The organism is Erythrobacter dokdonensis DSW-74, from assembly GCF_001677335.1.
Lineage (GTDB): Bacteria > Pseudomonadota > Alphaproteobacteria > Sphingomonadales > Sphingomonadaceae > Erythrobacter > Erythrobacter dokdonensis.
This window is the reverse complement of sequence record NZ_LZYB01000003.1, coordinates 342,814-360,398: the sequence shown is the minus strand read 5'-3', so window position 1 is coordinate 360,398 and position 17,585 is coordinate 342,814. Positions and strand designations below refer to the sequence as shown.

Annotated in this window: 17 protein-coding genes; 12 read left to right on the top strand and 5 right to left on the bottom strand. The window is 64.6% G+C overall.

All coding sequences use genetic code 11. The features are described from left to right. Nucleotides 1–36 precede the first annotated feature (36 nt). Both ftsH and I603_RS08070 read right to left on the bottom strand, forming a co-directional pair. A complete protein-coding gene (gene ftsH / locus I603_RS08075; protein ID WP_068863882.1) occupies nucleotides 37–2,007 on the bottom strand; it encodes an ATP-dependent zinc metalloprotease FtsH in 1,971 nt (656 codons plus the stop codon). A 106-nt stretch (nucleotides 2,008–2,113) separates the two neighbouring features. Then, complete coding sequence (locus I603_RS08070) at nucleotides 2,114–2,698, bottom strand: TetR/AcrR family transcriptional regulator (protein ID WP_232305295.1); 585 nt, start codon at nucleotides 2,696–2,698, stop codon at nucleotides 2,114–2,116. A gap of 184 nt (nucleotides 2,699–2,882) precedes the next feature. Between I603_RS08070 and I603_RS08065 the strand changes: the two genes are divergently transcribed. From I603_RS08065 to I603_RS08050, 4 genes are read left to right on the top strand one after another with little or no spacing between them, the layout of a single operon-like run. Continuing rightward, nucleotides 2,883–4,019 (top strand): ABC transporter permease, encoded by a 1,137-nt coding sequence (locus tag I603_RS08065; RefSeq protein WP_068863879.1) that lies wholly within the window; start codon nucleotides 2,883–2,885, stop codon nucleotides 4,017–4,019. Beyond that, nucleotides 4,016–4,762 carry an ABC transporter ATP-binding protein gene (locus I603_RS08060; protein WP_232305294.1) on the top strand — a complete coding sequence of 249 codons (747 nt, stop codon included), beginning with the start codon at nucleotides 4,016–4,018 and terminating at the stop codon, nucleotides 4,760–4,762. The genes I603_RS08065 and I603_RS08060 overlap by 4 nt, the downstream gene beginning before the upstream one ends. A gap of 42 nt (nucleotides 4,763–4,804) precedes the next feature. Next, a complete protein-coding gene (locus tag I603_RS08055; RefSeq protein ID WP_068863875.1) occupies nucleotides 4,805–5,794 on the top strand; it encodes an efflux RND transporter periplasmic adaptor subunit in 990 nt (329 codons plus the stop codon). Nucleotides 5,795–5,798: 4 nt separating this feature from the next. Then, entirely contained in the window at nucleotides 5,799–7,232 is a 1,434-nt protein-coding gene (locus tag I603_RS08050) for an efflux transporter outer membrane subunit (protein WP_068863873.1), read from the top strand. Here I603_RS08050 and I603_RS08045 read toward each other — a convergent pair. Together I603_RS08045 and I603_RS08040 are read right to left on the bottom strand one after the other, a co-directional pair. After that, nucleotides 7,206–7,655 (bottom strand): MaoC family dehydratase, encoded by a 450-nt coding sequence (locus I603_RS08045; RefSeq protein WP_068863871.1) that lies wholly within the window; start codon nucleotides 7,653–7,655, stop codon nucleotides 7,206–7,208. The two genes, I603_RS08050 and I603_RS08045, sit on opposite strands and share 27 nt — an antisense overlap. Beyond that, entirely contained in the window at nucleotides 7,655–8,737 is a 1,083-nt protein-coding gene (locus I603_RS08040; RefSeq protein WP_068863869.1) for a CaiB/BaiF CoA transferase family protein, read from the bottom strand. Before I603_RS08040 ends, I603_RS08045 begins: the two co-directional genes overlap by 1 nt. 147 nt (nucleotides 8,738–8,884) lie before the next feature. On the opposite strand from I603_RS08040, the gene cysD reads away from it, so the two are divergent. From cysD to wecB, 7 genes are all read left to right on the top strand, one after another. Continuing rightward, complete coding sequence (gene cysD, locus I603_RS08035) at nucleotides 8,885–9,787, top strand: sulfate adenylyltransferase subunit CysD (RefSeq protein ID WP_068863867.1); 903 nt, start codon at nucleotides 8,885–8,887, stop codon at nucleotides 9,785–9,787. Then, nucleotides 9,787–11,700 carry a sulfate adenylyltransferase subunit CysN gene (gene cysN, locus I603_RS08030; RefSeq protein WP_068863865.1) on the top strand — a complete coding sequence of 638 codons (1,914 nt, stop codon included), beginning with the start codon at nucleotides 9,787–9,789 and terminating at the stop codon, nucleotides 11,698–11,700. The genes cysD and cysN overlap by 1 nt, the downstream gene beginning before the upstream one ends. An 11-nt stretch (nucleotides 11,701–11,711) precedes the next feature. Continuing rightward, nucleotides 11,712–12,458: a 3'(2'),5'-bisphosphate nucleotidase CysQ gene (locus I603_RS08025; protein ID WP_269747008.1), complete on the top strand. Its 747-nt coding sequence runs from the start codon at nucleotides 11,712–11,714 to the stop codon at nucleotides 12,456–12,458. Nucleotides 12,459–12,592: 134 nt separating this feature from the next. Then, a complete protein-coding gene (locus I603_RS08020) occupies nucleotides 12,593–12,988 on the top strand; it encodes a glycosyltransferase family protein (protein WP_232305293.1) in 396 nt (131 codons plus the stop codon). Then, nucleotides 12,985–13,467 carry a glycosyltransferase gene (locus tag I603_RS08015; RefSeq protein WP_068863860.1) on the top strand — a complete coding sequence of 161 codons (483 nt, stop codon included), beginning with the start codon at nucleotides 12,985–12,987 and terminating at the stop codon, nucleotides 13,465–13,467. Before I603_RS08020 ends, I603_RS08015 begins: the two co-directional genes overlap by 4 nt. A 126-nt stretch (nucleotides 13,468–13,593) precedes the next feature. Then, nucleotides 13,594–14,895, top strand: coding sequence for a UDP-N-acetyl-D-mannosamine dehydrogenase (gene wecC, locus I603_RS08010; protein WP_068863859.1), 1,302 nt, complete (start codon nucleotides 13,594–13,596; stop codon nucleotides 14,893–14,895). Next, a complete protein-coding gene (gene wecB / locus I603_RS08005) occupies nucleotides 14,892–16,025 on the top strand; it encodes a non-hydrolyzing UDP-N-acetylglucosamine 2-epimerase (RefSeq protein ID WP_068863857.1) in 1,134 nt (377 codons plus the stop codon). The genes wecC and wecB overlap by 4 nt, the downstream gene beginning before the upstream one ends. A gap of 20 nt (nucleotides 16,026–16,045) precedes the next feature. Here the strand turns inward: wecB and I603_RS08000 are convergent, their stop codons facing one another. Further along, nucleotides 16,046–16,591 carry a hypothetical protein gene (locus I603_RS08000; protein ID WP_143736671.1) on the bottom strand — a complete coding sequence of 182 codons (546 nt, stop codon included), beginning with the start codon at nucleotides 16,589–16,591 and terminating at the stop codon, nucleotides 16,046–16,048. A gap of 264 nt (nucleotides 16,592–16,855) precedes the next feature. Here I603_RS08000 and I603_RS07995 point away from each other — a divergent pair, with 264 nt between their 5' ends. Further along, a complete protein-coding gene (locus I603_RS07995; protein WP_232305292.1) occupies nucleotides 16,856–17,584 on the top strand; it encodes a polysaccharide biosynthesis/export family protein in 729 nt (242 codons plus the stop codon). Nucleotide 17,585: the final 1 nt, after the last annotated feature.

Here is a 17,585-nt window from a genome sequence, read left to right as displayed (position 1 = left end):
GCTCCCGGCGCCCGCTTGGTGATCTTGGTCTCGGGATCAGGCTCCCTGCGGAGCCTCGTCGCCGTCCGCGCCCTTGGCGCCGCCGAAGCGCTTGCCCGCCTTGGGGATCGCCGAACCGCGCACCGGAGCCGGAATACTCGGCCCGCGCGGGGAATCGGGGCGGTCGACTTTGCCGGTCTCGAGCAGGGTCTTGATCTCCTCGCCTGTCAGCGTCTCGTATTCGAGCAGCGCCTGGGCGAGCAGGTGGAGCTGGTCCTCGTGGGTCTTGAGGATGTCGGTCGCACGCGCATGGGCGCCTTCGACCAGCCCCTTGATTTCGGCATCGATCAGCTTGTTGGTCTCGTCCGAGGCCATGGTGCGCATCGTCTGGCCCATGCCCAGATAGCCGTCCTGGCTCGATTCGTACTGGAGCGGGCCGAGTTTGTCGCTCATCCCCCAGCGGGTCACCATGTTGCGGGCAAGATCGGTGGCATACTGGATGTCGGACGAGGCGCCCGAAGACACCTTGTCGTGCCCGAAGATGATCTCTTCCGCCACGCGCCCGCCCATGCTGACCGACAGGTTCGCATGCATCTTGTCGCGATGGTAGGAATAGCTGTCCCGCTCCGGCAGGCGCATCACCATACCCAGCGCGCGGCCGCGCGGGATGATGGTAGCCTTGTGGATCGGATCGGACGCGGCCTCGTGGACCGAGACGATCGCATGGCCGGCCTCGTGATAGGCGGTCATCTTCTTCTCGTCGTCGGTCATTACCATCGAGCGGCGTTCCGCCCCCATCATGACCTTGTCCTTGGCGTCCTCGAACTCCTGCATCGCCACCAGCCGCTTGTTGCGACGCGCGGCCAGCAGCGCGGCTTCATTGACGAGGTTGGCAAGGTCCGCGCCCGAAAAGCCCGGCGTGCCGCGCGCGATCACGCGCGGGTTCACGTCGGGAGCCAGCGGCACCTTCTTCATGTGCACGCCGAGGATCTTCTCGCGCCCGTCGATATCGGGCACGGGGACCACCACCTGCCGGTCGAACCGGCCCGGACGCAGCAGCGCGGGGTCAAGCACGTCGGGACGGTTCGTCGCGGCGATGATGATGATCCCTTCGTTGGCTTCAAAGCCGTCCATCTCGACAAGGAGCTGGTTCAATGTCTGCTCGCGCTCGTCATTGGAATTACCGAGCCCGTGGCCGCGCGAACGGCCGACCGCGTCGATTTCGTCGATGAAGACGATGCAGGGCGCGTTCTTCTTGGCCTGTTCGAACATGTCGCGCACGCGGCTCGCGCCGACGCCGACGAACATTTCGACGAAGTCCGAGCCCGAGATGGTAAAAAACGGCACGCCCGCTTCGCCAGCAATGGCGCGGGCCAGCAGGGTCTTGCCGGTGCCGGGCGAGCCGACCAGCAGCGCGCCCTTGGGGATCTGGCCGCCAAGCTTGGAGAAGCGCTGCGGATCGCGCAGGAATTCGACGATTTCCTGCAATTCCTCGCGCGCCTCGTCGATGCCGGCAACGTCGTCGAAAGTAACGCGGCCCGAACGTTCGGTCAGCAGCTTGGCCTTGGACTTGCCGAAGCCCATCGCGCCGCCGCCGCCGCCCTTCTGCATCTGGCGCAGCGCAAAGAAGGCAATGCCGAGGATCAGCAGGAAGGGCAGCGAATTGAGCAGGATGAACAAGAGCACGCTTTGCTGTTCGCGCTGCTTGCCGGTGAACTGCACCCCGTTGTCTTCCATCAAACGGGTGATTTCGATGTCGTTGGGAACCGGAACGGTCGAGAAACTCTCGCCATTTTTGAGCGTGCCTGTGATGATCTCCTCACCCAGCTGCACGTCCTGAACCTCGCCCTGCGCCACCGCATCGCGGAAATCGGAATAGCGGATCGAGGTGCCGGGGTTCTGGCCCGCATTGCTGAACAGGGTCACGACCAGCAACAGGGCAAGGAAAATCCCGCCCCAGATCATCAACTGCCTGACCCACGGATTGGGGCCGTCAGGCTGCTGCTGCGGATCGTTCTGCTCGCTCATCGGCTGGATTCCTTTCTCACGCCTGCAATGTAGGGCGCGCGGGATGAATGGCAAGATAATGCGCAGGCTCGCGCATGATGCTAATTTTCGAACAGCGTAATGCGAATTATCGATGCTCCGCCCGCGGTGCGGACGGGGCATAGGCGGCAAGAAACACCTCGACCGCGCCCGAGATACGCAGCCGGCGCGCTTCGGGAGGCACAGTCGCGCCGAAACGCCGCTCGAGATCGCCCATGCCCTTGCACATCGAGACGAATTGTTCGGCGGCCAGCTGGGGATCGGCGATGGCCAGCTCGCCCGCCGCCACGGCATGGCCCAGCCAGGCGGCGAAAGCCTGCTTCATTCGCCTCGGCCCGGCCTCGAGAAAGGCTTCGCCAAGCGCGGGTTCGGTTTCCGTCTCGGCGGCGATGCGGCGCTCGAACTGGATCATTTCGGGGCGGAACAGGAAGGCGGACATGGCCTCGCCGATCGCGGTCAGGCGATCGCGGATGCTGCCCGCCGGCATGGCCTCGAGCGAGAAGTGCCCGCGCATCTTCTCGCATTCGCATTCGACCGCAGCGGTAAACAGCGCGCGCTTGTCACCGAACTGGTTGTAGATCGTCACCTTGGACACACCGGCATCGGCCGCGACCTGCTCGATCGAGGTGGCGGCATAGCCGTTATAGAAGAAATGCTGCGCGGCGGTTTCCACGATCGCACGGCGCTTCGCCGCGTCGAGCGGGCGTCCGGCCCGGCGCGGTTTTGCGGAATTTTCCGTGGCGGTTGAACCGCATGTTGACAAAATGAACGGCTCCGTTCAATTAAACGCTGCCGTTCAATAATGGTGTGATTCGGCTATCGACGCAACCCTCCCTGCGTACAAAGGTTCCGCTATCGTGCTTTGGATCGCTATCCGGATGCTCACCGGTGATGCCCAGAAGTTCTACGGGCTATTGTTCGGCATTGCCTTCTCGACGCTGCTCATCACCCAGCAGATGACGATCTTCGTCAATCTCGTGCAACGCGGTGCCAGCGGCGTCTACAACGCGCCCGAGGCCGAGGTGTGGGTGATGGATCCGGTCAGCCGCACCACCGATGTGAGCTATGCCATGCCGCCGACCGCGCTCGACAAGGTGCGATCGGTGCAAGGCGTGGAATGGGCCGTGCCCCATCTTCGCGCCGTGGCCAATGTCCGGACCAAGGAAGGCGATCTCGAAGGCGTGGGCGTGATCGGGGTCGATGACGCGACGCTGATCGGCCTGCCGGCGCGCATGGCGAAAGGCGACAAGTCGGTTCTGTTCGCGCCCGATGCCGTGGCGGTGGATGATACCGGCTCCTTGCGCTTCTTCCCGCCGGAGATCGATCCGGTGGGCCAGCGGCTCGAACTCAACGACCAGCGTGCCGTGATCCGTGGCATCGCGGATTCGATACCCAGCTTTACCAGCACGGTGGTGCTCTACACCCGCTATTCCAACGCGCTCAATTTCGTGCCCGGGACGCGCAACCGGCTGAGCTTCGTGCTGGTCGGCGTGAGCGAGGGCCAGACCCCTTCGGAAGTCGCCGCCCGGATCGAGCGCGAGACCGGACTGAAAGCCCGGACGCGCGAGGAATTCGCTCAGGCGGGGATCGATTTCATCATCGAGAACACCGGCATCCCGACCAACTTCGGTATCACCGTGTTCCTCGGCTTCGTCGTCGGCGTGGCGATCGTCGGTCTGACCTTCAGCCTGTTCATCCGCGACAACATCAAGCAGTTCGGCGCGTTGAAGGCGATTGGGGTAACCAACGCCAAGATCGTGCGCATGGTGGCGGCGCAGGCGGGCCTTGTCGGCCTGATCGGCTATGCGCTGGGGGTGATCGGCACGGTGGTGTTCATTCTGGCCTTTTCCGCCAACCCGTTCTTCAAGGGCTTCTACATCCCCTGGCAGGTGCCGCTGATCAGCCTTGTGGCGGTGGCGATCATCCTTGCCATCACCGGCTTCATCGCGCTTCGCAGCGTGCTCAAGACCGAACCGGCGGCGGTGTTCCGGTGAGCGAGACAGCCATGACCGCCACCGTCAGCCCCCCCTGCGATGCCGAAGCGGCCATCTGCGCGCGCGGGATCGTGCGCGAGTTCGAGGCGGGGCAATCCACCATCCGTGTCCTGCACGGGATCGATGCCGACATCCGTTCGGGCGAGATGACCTATGTCGTGGGCGAAAGCGGATCGGGCAAGACCACGCTGATCTCGATCATGTGCGGCATCCTCTACCCGACGGAAGGTGAGGTGAAGGTGTTCGGCACCGACATCTACAAGCTGTCGGACACCGAACTGGTCAACTTCCGGCTCGACAATATCGGCTTCATTTTCCAGCAATATAACCTGATCCCCTCGATCGACGCGGCTTCCAACGCAGCCGTGCCGCTGATCGCGCAAGGGGTGCCGCTCCACGAAGCGCGCGAGCGCGCCAAGGTGCTGCTCGACAAGCTCAACATCCTCGACCAGGCCGACAAGCTGCCACGCCAGCTTTCGGGCGGGCAGCAGCAGCGCGTCGCCATCGCCCGCGCGCTGGTGCACGAACCGCGCCTGGTGGTGTGCGACGAACCGACCGCCGCGCTCGATGCGCGTTCGGGCCGGCGCGTGATGGACCTTTTGCGCGAGGTCGCGGTCGCCCCCGGCCGGGCCTGCATCATCGTCACCCACGACAACCGCATCTTCGATCTGGCTGACCGGATCATCGTGCTCGAGGACGGGCGCATCACCCATGACGGCAAGGACATGCCCGATGATCACTGATGCCGTGCCCGCCCCACCCCTTTCCTGCAATCCGAGGACATCATGGCCATCTTGCCCCGCAATCTGAGTTTCTCGCGCCAGATCCTGCCGATCCTCGCGGTGATCGGAGTGATCGTTGCTGCCTGGTACATCATCAGCGGCCAACCCGATCGCGAGATCGTCGAGCCGGCGGAGCAGCCGCCGAAGGCGGTGGGCGCATTGGCCGACGCGCCGCGCGTCGCGGGCGCGGGCGTGGTCGAACCGGCGAGCGAGGTGATCGACATCGGCTCGGCGCTGTCGGGTCTGGTCACCGAGGTTCGGGTGCGCCCGGGTGACAGGGTGGCGCAGGGCGAGGTGCTGTTCCGCGTTGATGATCGCGCGGCCCGCGCCAGCCTCGCGCAGGCCGATGCCGCAATCAGTGAGGCACGAGCAGCGATCAGCGAGGCGATGACGGCACAGCGCACCGCCCGCCAGCAACTCGACCTCTATCGCAGTCTGACCGATCCGGCCGCCGTCAGCCGCGCCGAGGTGATCCGCGCCGAGGGCGAGGAAGCCGCCGCCACTAGCCGCCTCGGCCTTGCCAGGGCGCGTCTGGCCGCCGCGCGGGCCGCCGCTGCCACGGCGCGCACCGAAACCGAACGTCTGACCGTGCGCGCGCCGATCGCGGGCGAAATCCTCGCCGTCAACATCCGCCCGGGCGAATTCGTCGCGACCCAGGGCGGCAGCAGCCAGCCCTTCATCCAGATGGGCGACACCGATCCGCTCCACGTGCGCATCGACATCGACGAGAACGAAGTCGCGCGGGTCAAGCTCGGCGCGCCCGCCGTCATCAGCCCGCGCGGCGCGGCGGAACTCCACGTCGAGGCGCAATTCGTGCGCGCCGAGCCGCAGGTGGTGCCCAAGCGTTCGCTTACCAACAGCGCCGCCGAGCGGGTCGACGTCAGGGTCTTGCAACTGATCTACGCCTTGCCCGAAAGCGAGGATTTCCGGGTCGGCCAGCAGGTCGATGCCTTCATCGCGGCCAAGGATGGGCCGACGGATGCGGAGGACTGAGGCGATGCGCCGTCCTGCCCTCTTATCCGCCGCACTGCTGCCGCTCATGCTGGCCGCCTGCATGGCGCAGCCCGCACCGGACATCGCCACCCCCACGCCCGACTTGCCGGACGCTTTTGCATTCCGGCCGGAGACCGCTGCCAAGACCGGGCTCTCCGCGCTGATGCCAATGGACGATCCAGCCTACCGCGCGCTGTCGCAGGCGGCGCTGGCGGATGCGCCCAGCCTTGCCGAAGCCGCCGCCCGGATCGAAGCAGCACGCGCCGGTGCCCGCCGCGCCGGGGCCGAGCGCCTGCCCAACATCACCGCCGACGGCAGCGTGAGGCAGAACCGGATCAACCCGGCGCAGTTCGGCCCGGCCGGCCAGCAGGGGCTGATCCCCAGCGAACAGACCTTCTACGGCGCGAATATCACCGCAAGCTGGGACCCCGACATTTTCGGGCAATTGAAGGCGCAGGAGCGTGCCGCGATAGCCCGGATCGACGCCGCCAGCGCACAGGCGCACGGCGTGCGGCTGGCGCTGCTTTCGGAAATCGCCGCGAGCGTGATCGACTGGCGGGTGCTTGACGCGCGCGCTGCCGAAATCAACACCGACGTCGCGGCCGCCGAGCAACTTGCAGCGCTTGCAAAGGTGCGTGAGGATGCCGGGATCGCCCCCGGCTTCGACCGCGTCCGGGCCGAGGCGACCGCCAGTTCCTCCAAGGTCCGACTGGCCGCGCTCGACAGCGAGCGCGCGCGCCTGATCGGAAGGCTTGTGACGCTAACCGGACAAGACGGCGCTTCTGTGCGCGCAGCACTGGCTGGCTCCGGCACGCCGCTGGCAATGGCCGATGCACCGGCGGCCCTGCCTTCCGACTTGCTCGCCAACCGGCCCGACATCGCCGCCGCCGCTGCAAACCTCGCCGCCAGCGATGCCGACCTTGCCGCAGCGGCGCGGGCGCGTTTTCCGCGCATCACCCTGTCGGGTGTGATCGGGCTGCTGGCATTTGACCCGGACGACTTCTTCGATTCGGATTCGCTGGTCGGCACTCTGACCGCCGCGGTCGCCGGACCGCTGCTCGATTTCGGGCGCGTGGGCGCGGGGATCGATGCCGCCGCTGCTGACAAGCGCGCCGCCTTTGCTGCCTATCGGGCTGCGGTATTTCAGGCGCTGGGCGATGCAGAGGCAGCTTACGGCGTGGTTGCCGCAGCCGATCGCGAAGCGCAGCTGGCCGTGGATGAACATGGCAAGCTCACCCGCGCAGCATCGCTGGCCGAAGCCCGCTACCGCGCGGGGCTGGCAAGCTTCCTCGAAGTGCTCGAAGCGCGCCGCGCTGCCGATGCCAGCGGTGAACGCGCGGCCGCTGCGATGGGCCGCGCATCGCGAGCCCGGGTCGTCCTGTGGCAGGCGCTGGGCGGCGAGGTGATGGCCTCAGCCGCGCCGCTGGATCAGGGCTGAGCGCTCGCACCGGCAAACCACCTCGTCGCGCTGGTTCCACATTTCGTGGACCCAGGTGACGATGCCTGCATCGGGGCGCGATTTGCTCTCCCGCAGTTCCTTGACCTCGGAAGTCGCGCGCAGGGTGTCGCCGATGAAAACCGGCTTGGGCGTGACGACATTGTTGAAGCCAAGATTGGCGACCAGCGTGCCGAGCGTCGTGTCCCCCACCGACAGCCCGACCAGCAGGCTGAAGGTGAAGGTCGAATTGACGAGGATCTGGCCGAATCCGCTCGCCTTGGCCGCCTCGACATCGAGATGCAGCGGCTGCGGATTGTGGGTCATCGTCGAGAACAGCAGGTTGTCGGTCTCGGTGACGGTGCGGCGGATCTCGTGTTCGATCCGGTCACCCACCTGCCATTCGTCAAAGAACCGCCCCGCCATCAGGAGCCTGCCGTCCAGCGTGCGACCACATCCGCGCCGTCATCCGCGCTCGACCGGACAGCGCCGGGCGTGCGGCTGAAACGCGGGGCGGGCGCGGTATGCCACTCGCCCTCGTGCTGCACATAGGCCCCGCGCGCCTGCATGTGCGGATGATCGCGTGCCTCGTCGAGTTCAAGCACCGGGGCAAAGCAGGCATCGGTGCCTTCGAGCAGTTCGCACCATTCAGCTTGCGTCTTCGTGGCGAACAGGGCGGCCAGCTTGTCGGCGTAATGGTCCCAGTTGGCGGGGTTCATCTGGCCCTGGGCCAGTTCTTCGGGCGCTCCGGCCCGGGCCAGCAGTTCGGCGTAGAACTGGCTTTCGATCGCGCCGAGCGAGATTTCCTTGCCGTCCGCACATTTGAAGCAGCGGTAGAAATGCGCCGCCCCGCCGAGCATCCCCTTGCCCCTTTCGGTGGTGATGAAAGGCCGGCCGCGCACGCCGAAGAAGAAACTCATCAGGCTGGTCGCGCCATCGACGATCGCGGCATCGACCACTTGCCCCTTGCCCGACCGCTCGCGTTCGTAGAGCGCGGCCATGATCCCGAAGGCGCAATACATCGACCCGCCGCCGAAATCACCGACCAGGTTCTGCGGCGGCGTGGCAGTCTCTCCGGCCTTGCCTACCGCCGAGAGAGCGCCGGTGATCGCGATGTAGTTGATGTCGTGACCGGCAGCTTGCGCAAGCGGGCCGTCCTGCCCCCAACCGGTCATCCGGGCATAGATGAGGCGCGGATTTGATGCGAGCAGTTCCTCCGGCCCCAGCCCCAGCCGCTCCATCACGCCGGGACGAAAGCCCTCGATAAGAACATCGGCCCTCGCCACCGCGTCAAGACAGAAGGCCTTGCCTTCCTCGCTCTTGAGATCGATGCCGACGCGGTGCCGCGCACGCTCGACCACCGGGTTCGACACGACAGCGCCGGGACGGTCGATCCGCACCACTTCCGCGCCAAGATCGGCCAGCAGCATGGCGACGTGCGGTCCCGGGCCGATGCCGCTGAATTCGATCACTCTGAGGCCGGCAAGCGGCCCTGACGGCTGGTTCATGCAACTCTCCCTTTGCGTAAGAGTCTCTGGCGCGCGCGATGGCCAAGGGCAAGTCCCGAGATTGCGAATGGCCGCCCAAGCCGCACCATCGCCCCGCAAAGGCAAAATTGCTTGTCGTGGCGAGCGCAGCGTATAGCTGCACGCGGCATGCGTGAACTGACCCATCTCGAACGGCTCGAAGCCGAAAGCATCCATATCTTCCGCGAGGTCGTGGCCGAGGCGGAAAATCCCGTCATGCTCTATTCGGTGGGCAAGGATTCTTCGGTGATGCTGCATCTGGCGCGCAAGGCCTTCTACCCTGCGCCGCCGCCTTTCCCGATGCTGCATGTGGCAAGCGGGTGGGACTTTCAGGACTTGCTCACCCACCGCGACCGGACCGTGCGCGAATATGGCCTGAAGCTGATCATCGCCGAAAACGAGGAGGCCGAGGCGCAGGGCATCAATCCCTTCGACACCGGCAGCGCCCTCTATTCGCAGGCGCAGCTGACCGATCCCTTGAAGCGCGCCTTGAGCGCGCACGGCTTCGACGCGGCCTTCGGTGGCGGACGGCGCGACGAGGAAAAGGCGCGCGCCAAGGAGCGTATCTTCTCCTTCCGCACGGCCGCGCACCGTTGGGACCCGAAGAACCAGCGCCCCGAACTGTGGAACCTCTACAACGCGAAGAAGAACAAGGGCGAAAGCATCCGCGTCTTCCCGCTGTCGAACTGGACCGAACTCGACATCTGGCAATATATCGCGCTCGAGAACATCGATATCGTGCCGCTCTATTTCAGCAAGCCACGCCCGACGGTGGAGCGCGACGGGATGATCCTGGTGGTCGACGACGAACGTTTCCGACTGGAGGAGGGCGAGGAACCGGTGATGCGTCCGGTGCGCTTCCGCACGCTGGGCTGCTACCCGCTCACCGGCGCGACCATCAGCGAAGCGACCGAGATGAGCCACATCATCCAGGAAATGCTGCTAGCCACCAGTTCCGAGCGGCAGGGGCGGGCAATCGACAAGGGACAATCGGCCAGCATGGAAGACAAGAAGCAGGAGGGGTATTTCTGATGGACACGCCCTCCAGCTTCCAGACCGACACCCTCATCGCCGAGGACATCGGCGCCTATCTGCACCGGCACCAGCACAAGAGCCTGCTGCGCTTCATCACCTGCGGCAGCGTGGATGATGGCAAGTCCACGCTGATCGGCCGCCTCCTCTACGATTCGAAAATGATCTTCGAGGATCAGCTCGCCGCGCTCGAAAACGACAGCAAGCGCCACGGCACGCAGGGCGAGGAAATCGACTTCGCGCTGCTGGTCGATGGTCTTGCGGCCGAGCGCGAACAGGGCATCACGATCGATGTGGCCTACCGCTTCTTCACGACCGAAAAGCGCAAGTTCATCGTCGCCGACACGCCGGGACACGAACAATACACCCGCAACATGGTGACGGGCGCCTCGACCGCCGACCTCGCGGTTATCCTGGTCGACGCGCGCAAGGGCGTGCTGCAGCAGACCCGGCGGCATTCGTGGCTGGTTCACCTGCTCGGCATCCGCCACGTGGTTCTGGCTGTGAACAAGATGGATCTGGTGGGCTACGACCGGACAATCTTCGAGCGGATCGTCGAGGACTACCGCGCCTTTGCGCAGGACGTGGGAATTGATGATTTCACCGCGATCCCGATCTCGGGCTTCAAGGGCGACAACATCACCGCCGCGCCTTCGGCCAACACCGCGTGGTATCAAGGCCCGGCGCTGATCGAGCATCTGGAAAGCGTCGACGTCGACAATGCCGCCGAGCAGGCCCAGCCGTTCCGGATGCCGGTGCAGTGGGTCAACCGTCCCAATCTCGACTTCCGCGGGTTTGCCGGGCTGATCGCCAGCGGGACGGTACGCGTGGGTGACCCGGTGCGGATCGTGCCGTCGGGCAAGACCAGCACGGTCAAGACGATCACCACCTTCGACGGCGATCTGGAGGAGGCAGTTGCGGGCCAAGCGGTAACCATCAGCCTTGCCGACGAGGTCGATTGCAGCCGGGGCGACGTGATCGCCGCCGCGAGCGATCCGCCGCAGGCCTCCGACCAGTTCAGAGCCACCCTCGTGTGGATGGACGAGGAGACGCTCAAGCCCGGGCGCGGCTACTGGCTCAAGCTCGGCACGCAGCTGGTCACCGCCACCGTCCAGCCGCCCGAATACGAGATCGACGTCAACAGCCGCGAACACCTTGCAGCCAAGACGCTGGGCCTCAATTCCATCGGCGTGGCTGAATTTGCGACCGACCGCCCGATCACCTTCGAGCCCTATTCCACCAGTCGCCAGCTGGGCGGGTTCATCCTGATCGACAAATATAGCAACGCCACGGTGGCAGCCGGGACAATCGAATTCTCGCTTCGCCGCGCCGACAACATCCACTGGCAGCCGACCGCGATCACCCGCGAGGATCATGCCGGAATGAAGAACCAGATCCCCCGGGTATTGTGGTTCACCGGGCTTTCGGGCAGCGGCAAGTCGACTATCGCCAATGCGGTCGAACAGCAGCTCCACATGATGAACCGCCATACCTTCCTGCTCGACGGCGACAATGTCCGCCACGGGCTCAACCGCGATCTCGGCTTTACGGAAGCCGACCGGATCGAGAACATCCGCCGGGTCGGGGAAGTGGCGAAGCTCATGGCAGATGCGGGCCTGATCGTGCTCACGGCGTTTATCTCGCCCTTCCGGGCCGAGCGGCAGATGGTGCGCGAAATGCTGGCGCAAGGCGAGTTCATCGAAATCTTCGTCGACACGCCGCTCGAGGTGGCGGAGGCGCGGGACGTGAAGGGCCTCTACCGCAAGGCACGAGAGGGCAAGCTCAAGAACTTCACCGGGATCGATAGTCCCTACGAGCCACCCGAAAACCCGGAAATCCGCGTCAACACGGTGGACATGACCCCCGAAGAGGCAGCGCGCTACATCATCCAGCAGATCCTCCCGCTGAAATGACACGCGAGAGCATGACCGACGCCGCGCTGGCCGCACACCTCGCTGCTGAAGCCGGACGATTGCTGATTGATGTGCGCGAGGGATCGGACCTTGCCGGCAAGGCCTTGGGCAACGAGGGCGACGTGGTGGCCAACCGCTTCCTGTGCGAGGCCATCCGCGCGGCGCGACCCGATGACGGGCTGCTTTCCGAAGAGGAAAGGGACAATCCGGCACGGCTCGGCAAGTCGCGGGTATGGATCATAGATCCGGTCGACGGCACCCGCGAATACAGCGAAGGACGCAGCGACTGGGCAGTCCATGTCGCGCTGGCGGTGGATGGCCTTCCCGTGCTGGGGGCCGTGGCGTTGCCGGGCCTGGCGGGCGAGGTGGTCATGCGCTCCGACCAGCCGCAATCCCTTCCGGCCATGACGCCGCATCCGCGCTTCCTCGTCAGCCGGACCCGCCCCGCGCGCGAGGCCGAGGCCGTCGCCAAGGCGCTCGGCGGCGCGCTGGTGCCGATGGGCAGCGCCGGGGCCAAGGCAATGGCGGTGGTGCGAGGCGACGCCGAAGTCTACCTCCATTCCGGCGGTCAGCACGAATGGGACAGTTGCGCGCCGGTAGCGGTAGCGCTGGCGCACGGACTGCACTGTTCGCGCATCGACGGCTCACCGCTGATTTACAATCAGGCCGACACATTCATGCCCGATCTGCTGATCTGTCGCAGCGAATGGGCCGCCCCCGTGCTGGCCGAAGTCGCGCGGCTGGCGCCCGGCGATTGACAGCCCCTCGTGCTTGTTGAAAGGTCGATGCGAGGCCTTTGTGCAGGACAATAAGCGGAATCTGGCAAGCGGTGGGCAAAAACAGCATCAGGGTGCTTGCCGTTGCCTCGGGCGGGGGTCACTGGGAACAGCTGATGCTGCTGCGTCCGACCCTTTCGCGTTATGATATCCGCTTTGCCACGACAGAGCCCGCGATGGCAGCCCAGCATGGCATTGCCGATGCAGACCGTTTGCCGGACTGCAACCAGAACAGGCCCGTGCGCTCGGCAATCTGTGGGCTGGTGGCGCTGCGGGTGGTGTTGAAACACCGACCGGATGTGATCGTGTCGACCGGCGCGGCGCCGGGGTTCTTTTGCATCCTGGCCGGACGGCTGATCGGCGCGCGCACGCTCTGGATCGACAGTGTCGCCAATGGCGAGGAGCTGTCGATGTGCGGCAAGCTTTCCAAGCGTTTTGCCCATGAATGCTGGACCCAGTGGGAGCACCTCGCGGGCGAAGACAACCCGCGCTATTTCGGGGCGGTGCTTTGATCATCGTCACTGTCGGTATGCAGCTCGGCTTCGACCGCTTGATCGCAGCGATGGACGCGCTGGCACCCGGGCTTGCCATGCCGGTGATCGCGCAAACCGGAAAGGGCTTGTACCGGCCGCAGAACATGGAAGTGCGCGAGAAGATCGCACCTGCGGAGTTCGAGGCCCTCGTGGAGCGCTGCTCGCTGATCGTCAGCCATGCGGGGATTGGCACGGTGCTGACCGCCGCGCGCTTCGGAAAGCCGATCCTCGTCATGCCGCGGCGTGCCGATCGCGGCGAGCATCGCAACGATCACCAGCTGGCAACCGTCGACAAGTTCGCCGGACGGCCGGGTATTCTGGTCGCCGCTGACGAGAGCGAACTGGCCCCACGCATTGCCGAGGGGCTGGCGCTGAAGGATTGGTCGGCCGCCCGATCGTCCACGGCCCGCCAGTTGCACGAAGCGCTGGCCGCCTTCATCGAGAGCCGCCCGCTCTGATCGGCGACATGGGGAGCGATGGGGCGGGCAACGGGGCGCCCTCATGGTGAAACCCACGGCAAGCCTAACGCGATCTTAACGGCTTTGCCGCCATGGTCCGGCCCGGATACGCGGGACCGTGAACTCATGAATGCACCTTTCAAAGCGGCGGCTTCGCTTGGCCAGGATGCCGGCCAGCATGCGCCCGAACATCAGGTCGCGGTCATCGGTCTGGGCTATATCGGACTGCCGACCGCCGCGTTGCTGGCGTCCTATGGCTGGAGTGTTTGCGGCGTCGACGTATCGCCGCGGGTGGTCGAGACAGTGAATGCCGGCGGGGTGCATATCGAGGAACGCGATCTGGACCGTCTGGTGCATGACGCCATCACCGCCAAGACACTGGTCGCCTCGACCGAGGTGCCAACGGCAAGCTTCTACATGATTGCCGTGCCCACCCCGCTGGGGCCCGATAACGCCCCGGACATCTCCTATGTCGAGGCTGCCGCTCGCGCCATCGCGCCCAGGATCCTTCCCGGCGCATGTGTCATCGTCGAGAGCACCTCGCCGGTCGGCACCACTGAACGGGTCGCCGAAATCATCGCCGAACTGCGCCCCGATATCGCGGTGCCATGTGATGGAAGGACCGGGGATGCCGACATCGCACTCGCCTATTGCCCGGAACGCGTGTTGCCGGGCCGGATCGTCAACGAACTGGTGCATAATGACCGCGTGATCGGCGGGGTGACAGCGGCCTGTGCGGAGCGCGCGGCGGTGCTCTATACTTCTTTCGTCAAGGGCGATTGCCTTTACACCAGCGCCCGTGTGGCCGAAACGGTGAAGCTGGTCGAAAACAGCTTCCGCGACGTCAACATCGCCTTTGCCAACGAACTGTCGATGATCGCGGATACAATCGGTGTGGACGTGTGGGAGGTGATCCGGCTCGCCAACCGCCACCCGCGCGTCAACATCCTTCAACCCGGCCCCGGCGTGGGCGGGCATTGCATCGCGGTCGATCCGTGGTTTCTGGTGGCAGGCGCTCCTGAAGCTGCCCGACTGGTGCGCACCGCGCGCGAGGTCAACGACTACAAGGCGGTGCACACCGAAGGCAAGATCCGTGCGCTGCTCGATGCGGTACCGGATGGCAAGGTCGCGCTGCTTGGCCTCGCCTTCAAGCCCGATATCGACGACTTCCGCGAAAGCCCGGCGCTCGAAATCGCCGAGGCGCTTTGTCTTACCCACGCAAGCCGGATTCTGGTGGTCGAGCCCTTCACCGAGAGCCTGCCCGCTTGCCTTGCCGGAACCGGCGCACGGCTGGTGACGCTTGACGCGGCGCTGCGCGAATCGGAGATTGTGGTGGTGCTGGTCGATCACACCGCGTTCAAGCATCTGGCGCCTGCCGATCTGACGGGCAAGCTGGTGTTCGATACGCGGGGTATGTTGCGGCAATGAATGAAACGGGCGCGAAGCCGCGCATCCTCGTCACCTTCGGCACCCGTCCCGAAGCGATAAAGATGTTCCCGGTGGTCTTTGCGCTGCGCGAAACGGGGCTGTGCGATGTGAAAGTGGTGGTGACGGCCCAACACCGCGAATTGCTCGATTCCGTGCTGGCTCTCGCCGGGCTTAGACCCGACCTTGACCTCGACTTGATGCTTCCAGACCAGTCCCTGGACGGTCTTGCGAGCCGGATTCTGACCCGCTTTGGCGAGGCTTTGGATACCCTACGGCCTGACCGGGTGCTGGTGCATGGCGATACGCTGACCACGATGATGGCATCGCTGGCGTGCTATTTCCGGCGGATCCCGGTAGGTCACGTCGAGGCGGGATTGCGCAGCGGGGACATCTATTCGCCCTGGCCCGAGGAAGTGAACCGCAAGGTTACAGGAGTGGTTGCCGACCTGCATTTTGCCCCCACCGGGACCGCTGCCGCAGCTTTACGCGCTGAAAACGTGCCGGAAAAATCCATACACGTTACAGGCAACACGGTGATTGATGCCCTACTTTTCGCGCAAAGGAAGATCGCTGCTGATCCCTCGCTCGCGCCGACCATCGGCCCCCTGCAGGAACGGTTTGCGGGGAAGCGGATCATCGCTGTTACTGCCCACCGCCGCGAGAATTTCGGCACAGGAATGGAGCAGATTGCCAAGGGATTGCAGATGCTTGCTGCACGGGATGACGTGGCGATCATCTATCCGCTCCATCCCAATCCCAATGTCACTCAGGTCATGCGGCCGGCGCTGGCTGGGCGCGATAATATCGCGCTGGTCAACCCTCTGGATTATATTGATTTTGTAGCGATGATGGCGGCCTGCGACATCGTTCTGACAGACTCGGGCGGAATTCAGGAGGAGGCACCCAGCCTCGGCAAGCCGGTGCTGGTGCTGCGCGATACGACAGAGCGGCCCGAGGGCGTTACTGCGGGCACGGCCAGGCTTGTGGGTACCGATCGACGCAAAATCACGGCGGAAACGGTGCGCTTGCTGGATGATGAGGCCGCATATAAAGCGATGGCTCTGGCGCATAATCCTTATGGCGATGGTACTGCCAGCCGGCGGATCGCCGGGATCCTGGCGGGCATCTGACAAGCGGCCGCCCGACCCTGTCAGGGATGCGCGCGCACAAGTCGGATGTACTGAATGGCGGCGATCATCACCACCAGACTTGAGCCGAGATCAACAACCCAGTTCAGCTTGAGCGGACCATAAAGCAAAGCATCCATCGCGTGTAGCGAGGCGAGTCGTAGGGCGATAAGGAAGATGATCGCCAACGCAGCGATGACACTTACCAGCCTGGCAACATTGCGGCGTCCGCGCAGATTGCGGGTCTTCCGGTAGATGAGCCCAAGCGTGCCGATGCCCGCCAATGCAATAATCGCCGCCGAAAGCGGAGCCTGCAGATCGCGGCGCTGCCCATATTCACCGCTGGCCCTGAGTGATGCGCGTAAGGTCGAGCGCAGCCACTCCTCCACTTCCAGCATGCGCAGCGCAATCAGCATGCCGAAAAGCAAGGCTAGAAGCGCCCAAAATCGCCAATGTCCCGGCATTTGCCTATAGCGCTTGGCTGTGATTGCAGCCGCGATGCAGGCCAAAATCACAAGACCGTAAACACCGCTGGCGGCGAGGCTTAGCGCGGAGGGTCCGGCTGACATTGATCACCTTCCTGATGCTCGAGCGCATTGCGACGCGCTGTGGCCTCATGCGGTCAAAAATTGCGATCATCAAGGCGTAGTGGGCCGTCGATCGACCATGGCGCGTCTAACTTGTGCAACGCAATCGGCAAACCGTTCCTGCGCGGCACATCCCCGCATTCGGCACCGGCAAGGCCGCTGCATTAGTGTTGCACTGCGAAAATCGTGCGTCTAAGCAAAAGTCCGTAGGCCGCAGGGCCGATCTGCCTGCTCAAGGAGAGACCCGTGACTTTGCTGACGTCCAACCCCGTACGGAAAGCCTCCCTCGTCTCGCTCGCAATGGCTTTGCTGGCTGGCTGTGCATCGACACCGGACCCGATTATCGGTGCAAGCGTGATCCAGCCGCGGACTGATCTTGGGCAATCAGATTATTCGTTCCAGCGACCCACGACCTATCAGTTGCGACCGGCGGACAAGATTTCCGTGCGAGTGTTCCGCGAGCCTGACTTTTCGCTCGACAGCGTTCAGATCGGGGTTGAAGGTAACGTGTCCCTGCCCATGCTCGGCTCCATTCCGGCTGCCGGAATGACAGCAAAGCAGTTCGAGCAGGAAGTCACGCGTAGGCTTGCCGCCGTTGGTCTCAAGTCGCCGATGGTGAGCATCAACATCGCCGAATATGCATCCCATCTCGTAACGGTCGAGGGTGCGGTGGAGACGCCGGGCGTCTACACCTTCCAGCCAGGTGCGCGGCTCTCTTCGGCCATCGCGCTCGCAAAGGGGCCGACGCGGACGGCGAAAGTCGATCAGGTCGCGGTTTTCCGTGAAAGCGCCGATGGGATCATGGTCGCCAAGTTCGATTATGGGCAGTTGCGACAGGGCACGATGCTGGATCCCGTGCTCCAGCCGGGCGACCGTGTGGTGATGGGCACTGATGGCCTTTCGGTGTTCTGGAATGACCTTCTAAGGGCCTTGCCTGCGTTTGGCGTCTTTGCCGCCGCAGGCCTCAGAAACTAAA

Bases quoted from the DNA above. Each gene is read 5' to 3' on its own strand.
- ftsH (WP_068863882.1), bottom strand. From the start codon at position 2,007: ATGAGCGAGCAGAACGATCCGCAGCAGCAGCCTGACGGCCCCAATCCG.
- I603_RS08055 (WP_068863875.1), top strand. From the start codon at position 4,805: ATGGCCATCTTGCCCCGCAATCTGAGTTTCTCGCGCCAGATCCTGCCG.
- I603_RS08050 (WP_068863873.1), top strand. From the start codon at position 5,799: ATGCGCCGTCCTGCCCTCTTATCCGCCGCACTGCTGCCGCTCATGCTG.
- I603_RS08045 (WP_068863871.1), bottom strand. From the start codon at position 7,655: ATGGCGGGGCGGTTCTTTGACGAATGGCAGGTGGGTGACCGGATCGAA.
- I603_RS08040 (WP_068863869.1), bottom strand. From the start codon at position 8,737: ATGAACCAGCCGTCAGGGCCGCTTGCCGGCCTCAGAGTGATCGAATTC.
- cysD (WP_068863867.1), top strand. From the start codon at position 8,885: ATGCGTGAACTGACCCATCTCGAACGGCTCGAAGCCGAAAGCATCCAT.
- cysN (WP_068863865.1), top strand. From the start codon at position 9,787: ATGGACACGCCCTCCAGCTTCCAGACCGACACCCTCATCGCCGAGGAC.
- I603_RS08025 (WP_269747008.1), top strand. From the start codon at position 11,712: ATGACCGACGCCGCGCTGGCCGCACACCTCGCTGCTGAAGCCGGACGA.
- I603_RS08020 (WP_232305293.1), top strand. From the start codon at position 12,593: ATGCTGCTGCGTCCGACCCTTTCGCGTTATGATATCCGCTTTGCCACG.
- wecC (WP_068863859.1), top strand. From the start codon at position 13,594: ATGAATGCACCTTTCAAAGCGGCGGCTTCGCTTGGCCAGGATGCCGGC.
- wecB (WP_068863857.1), top strand. From the start codon at position 14,892: ATGAATGAAACGGGCGCGAAGCCGCGCATCCTCGTCACCTTCGGCACC.
- I603_RS08000 (WP_143736671.1), bottom strand. From the start codon at position 16,591: ATGTCAGCCGGACCCTCCGCGCTAAGCCTCGCCGCCAGCGGTGTTTAC.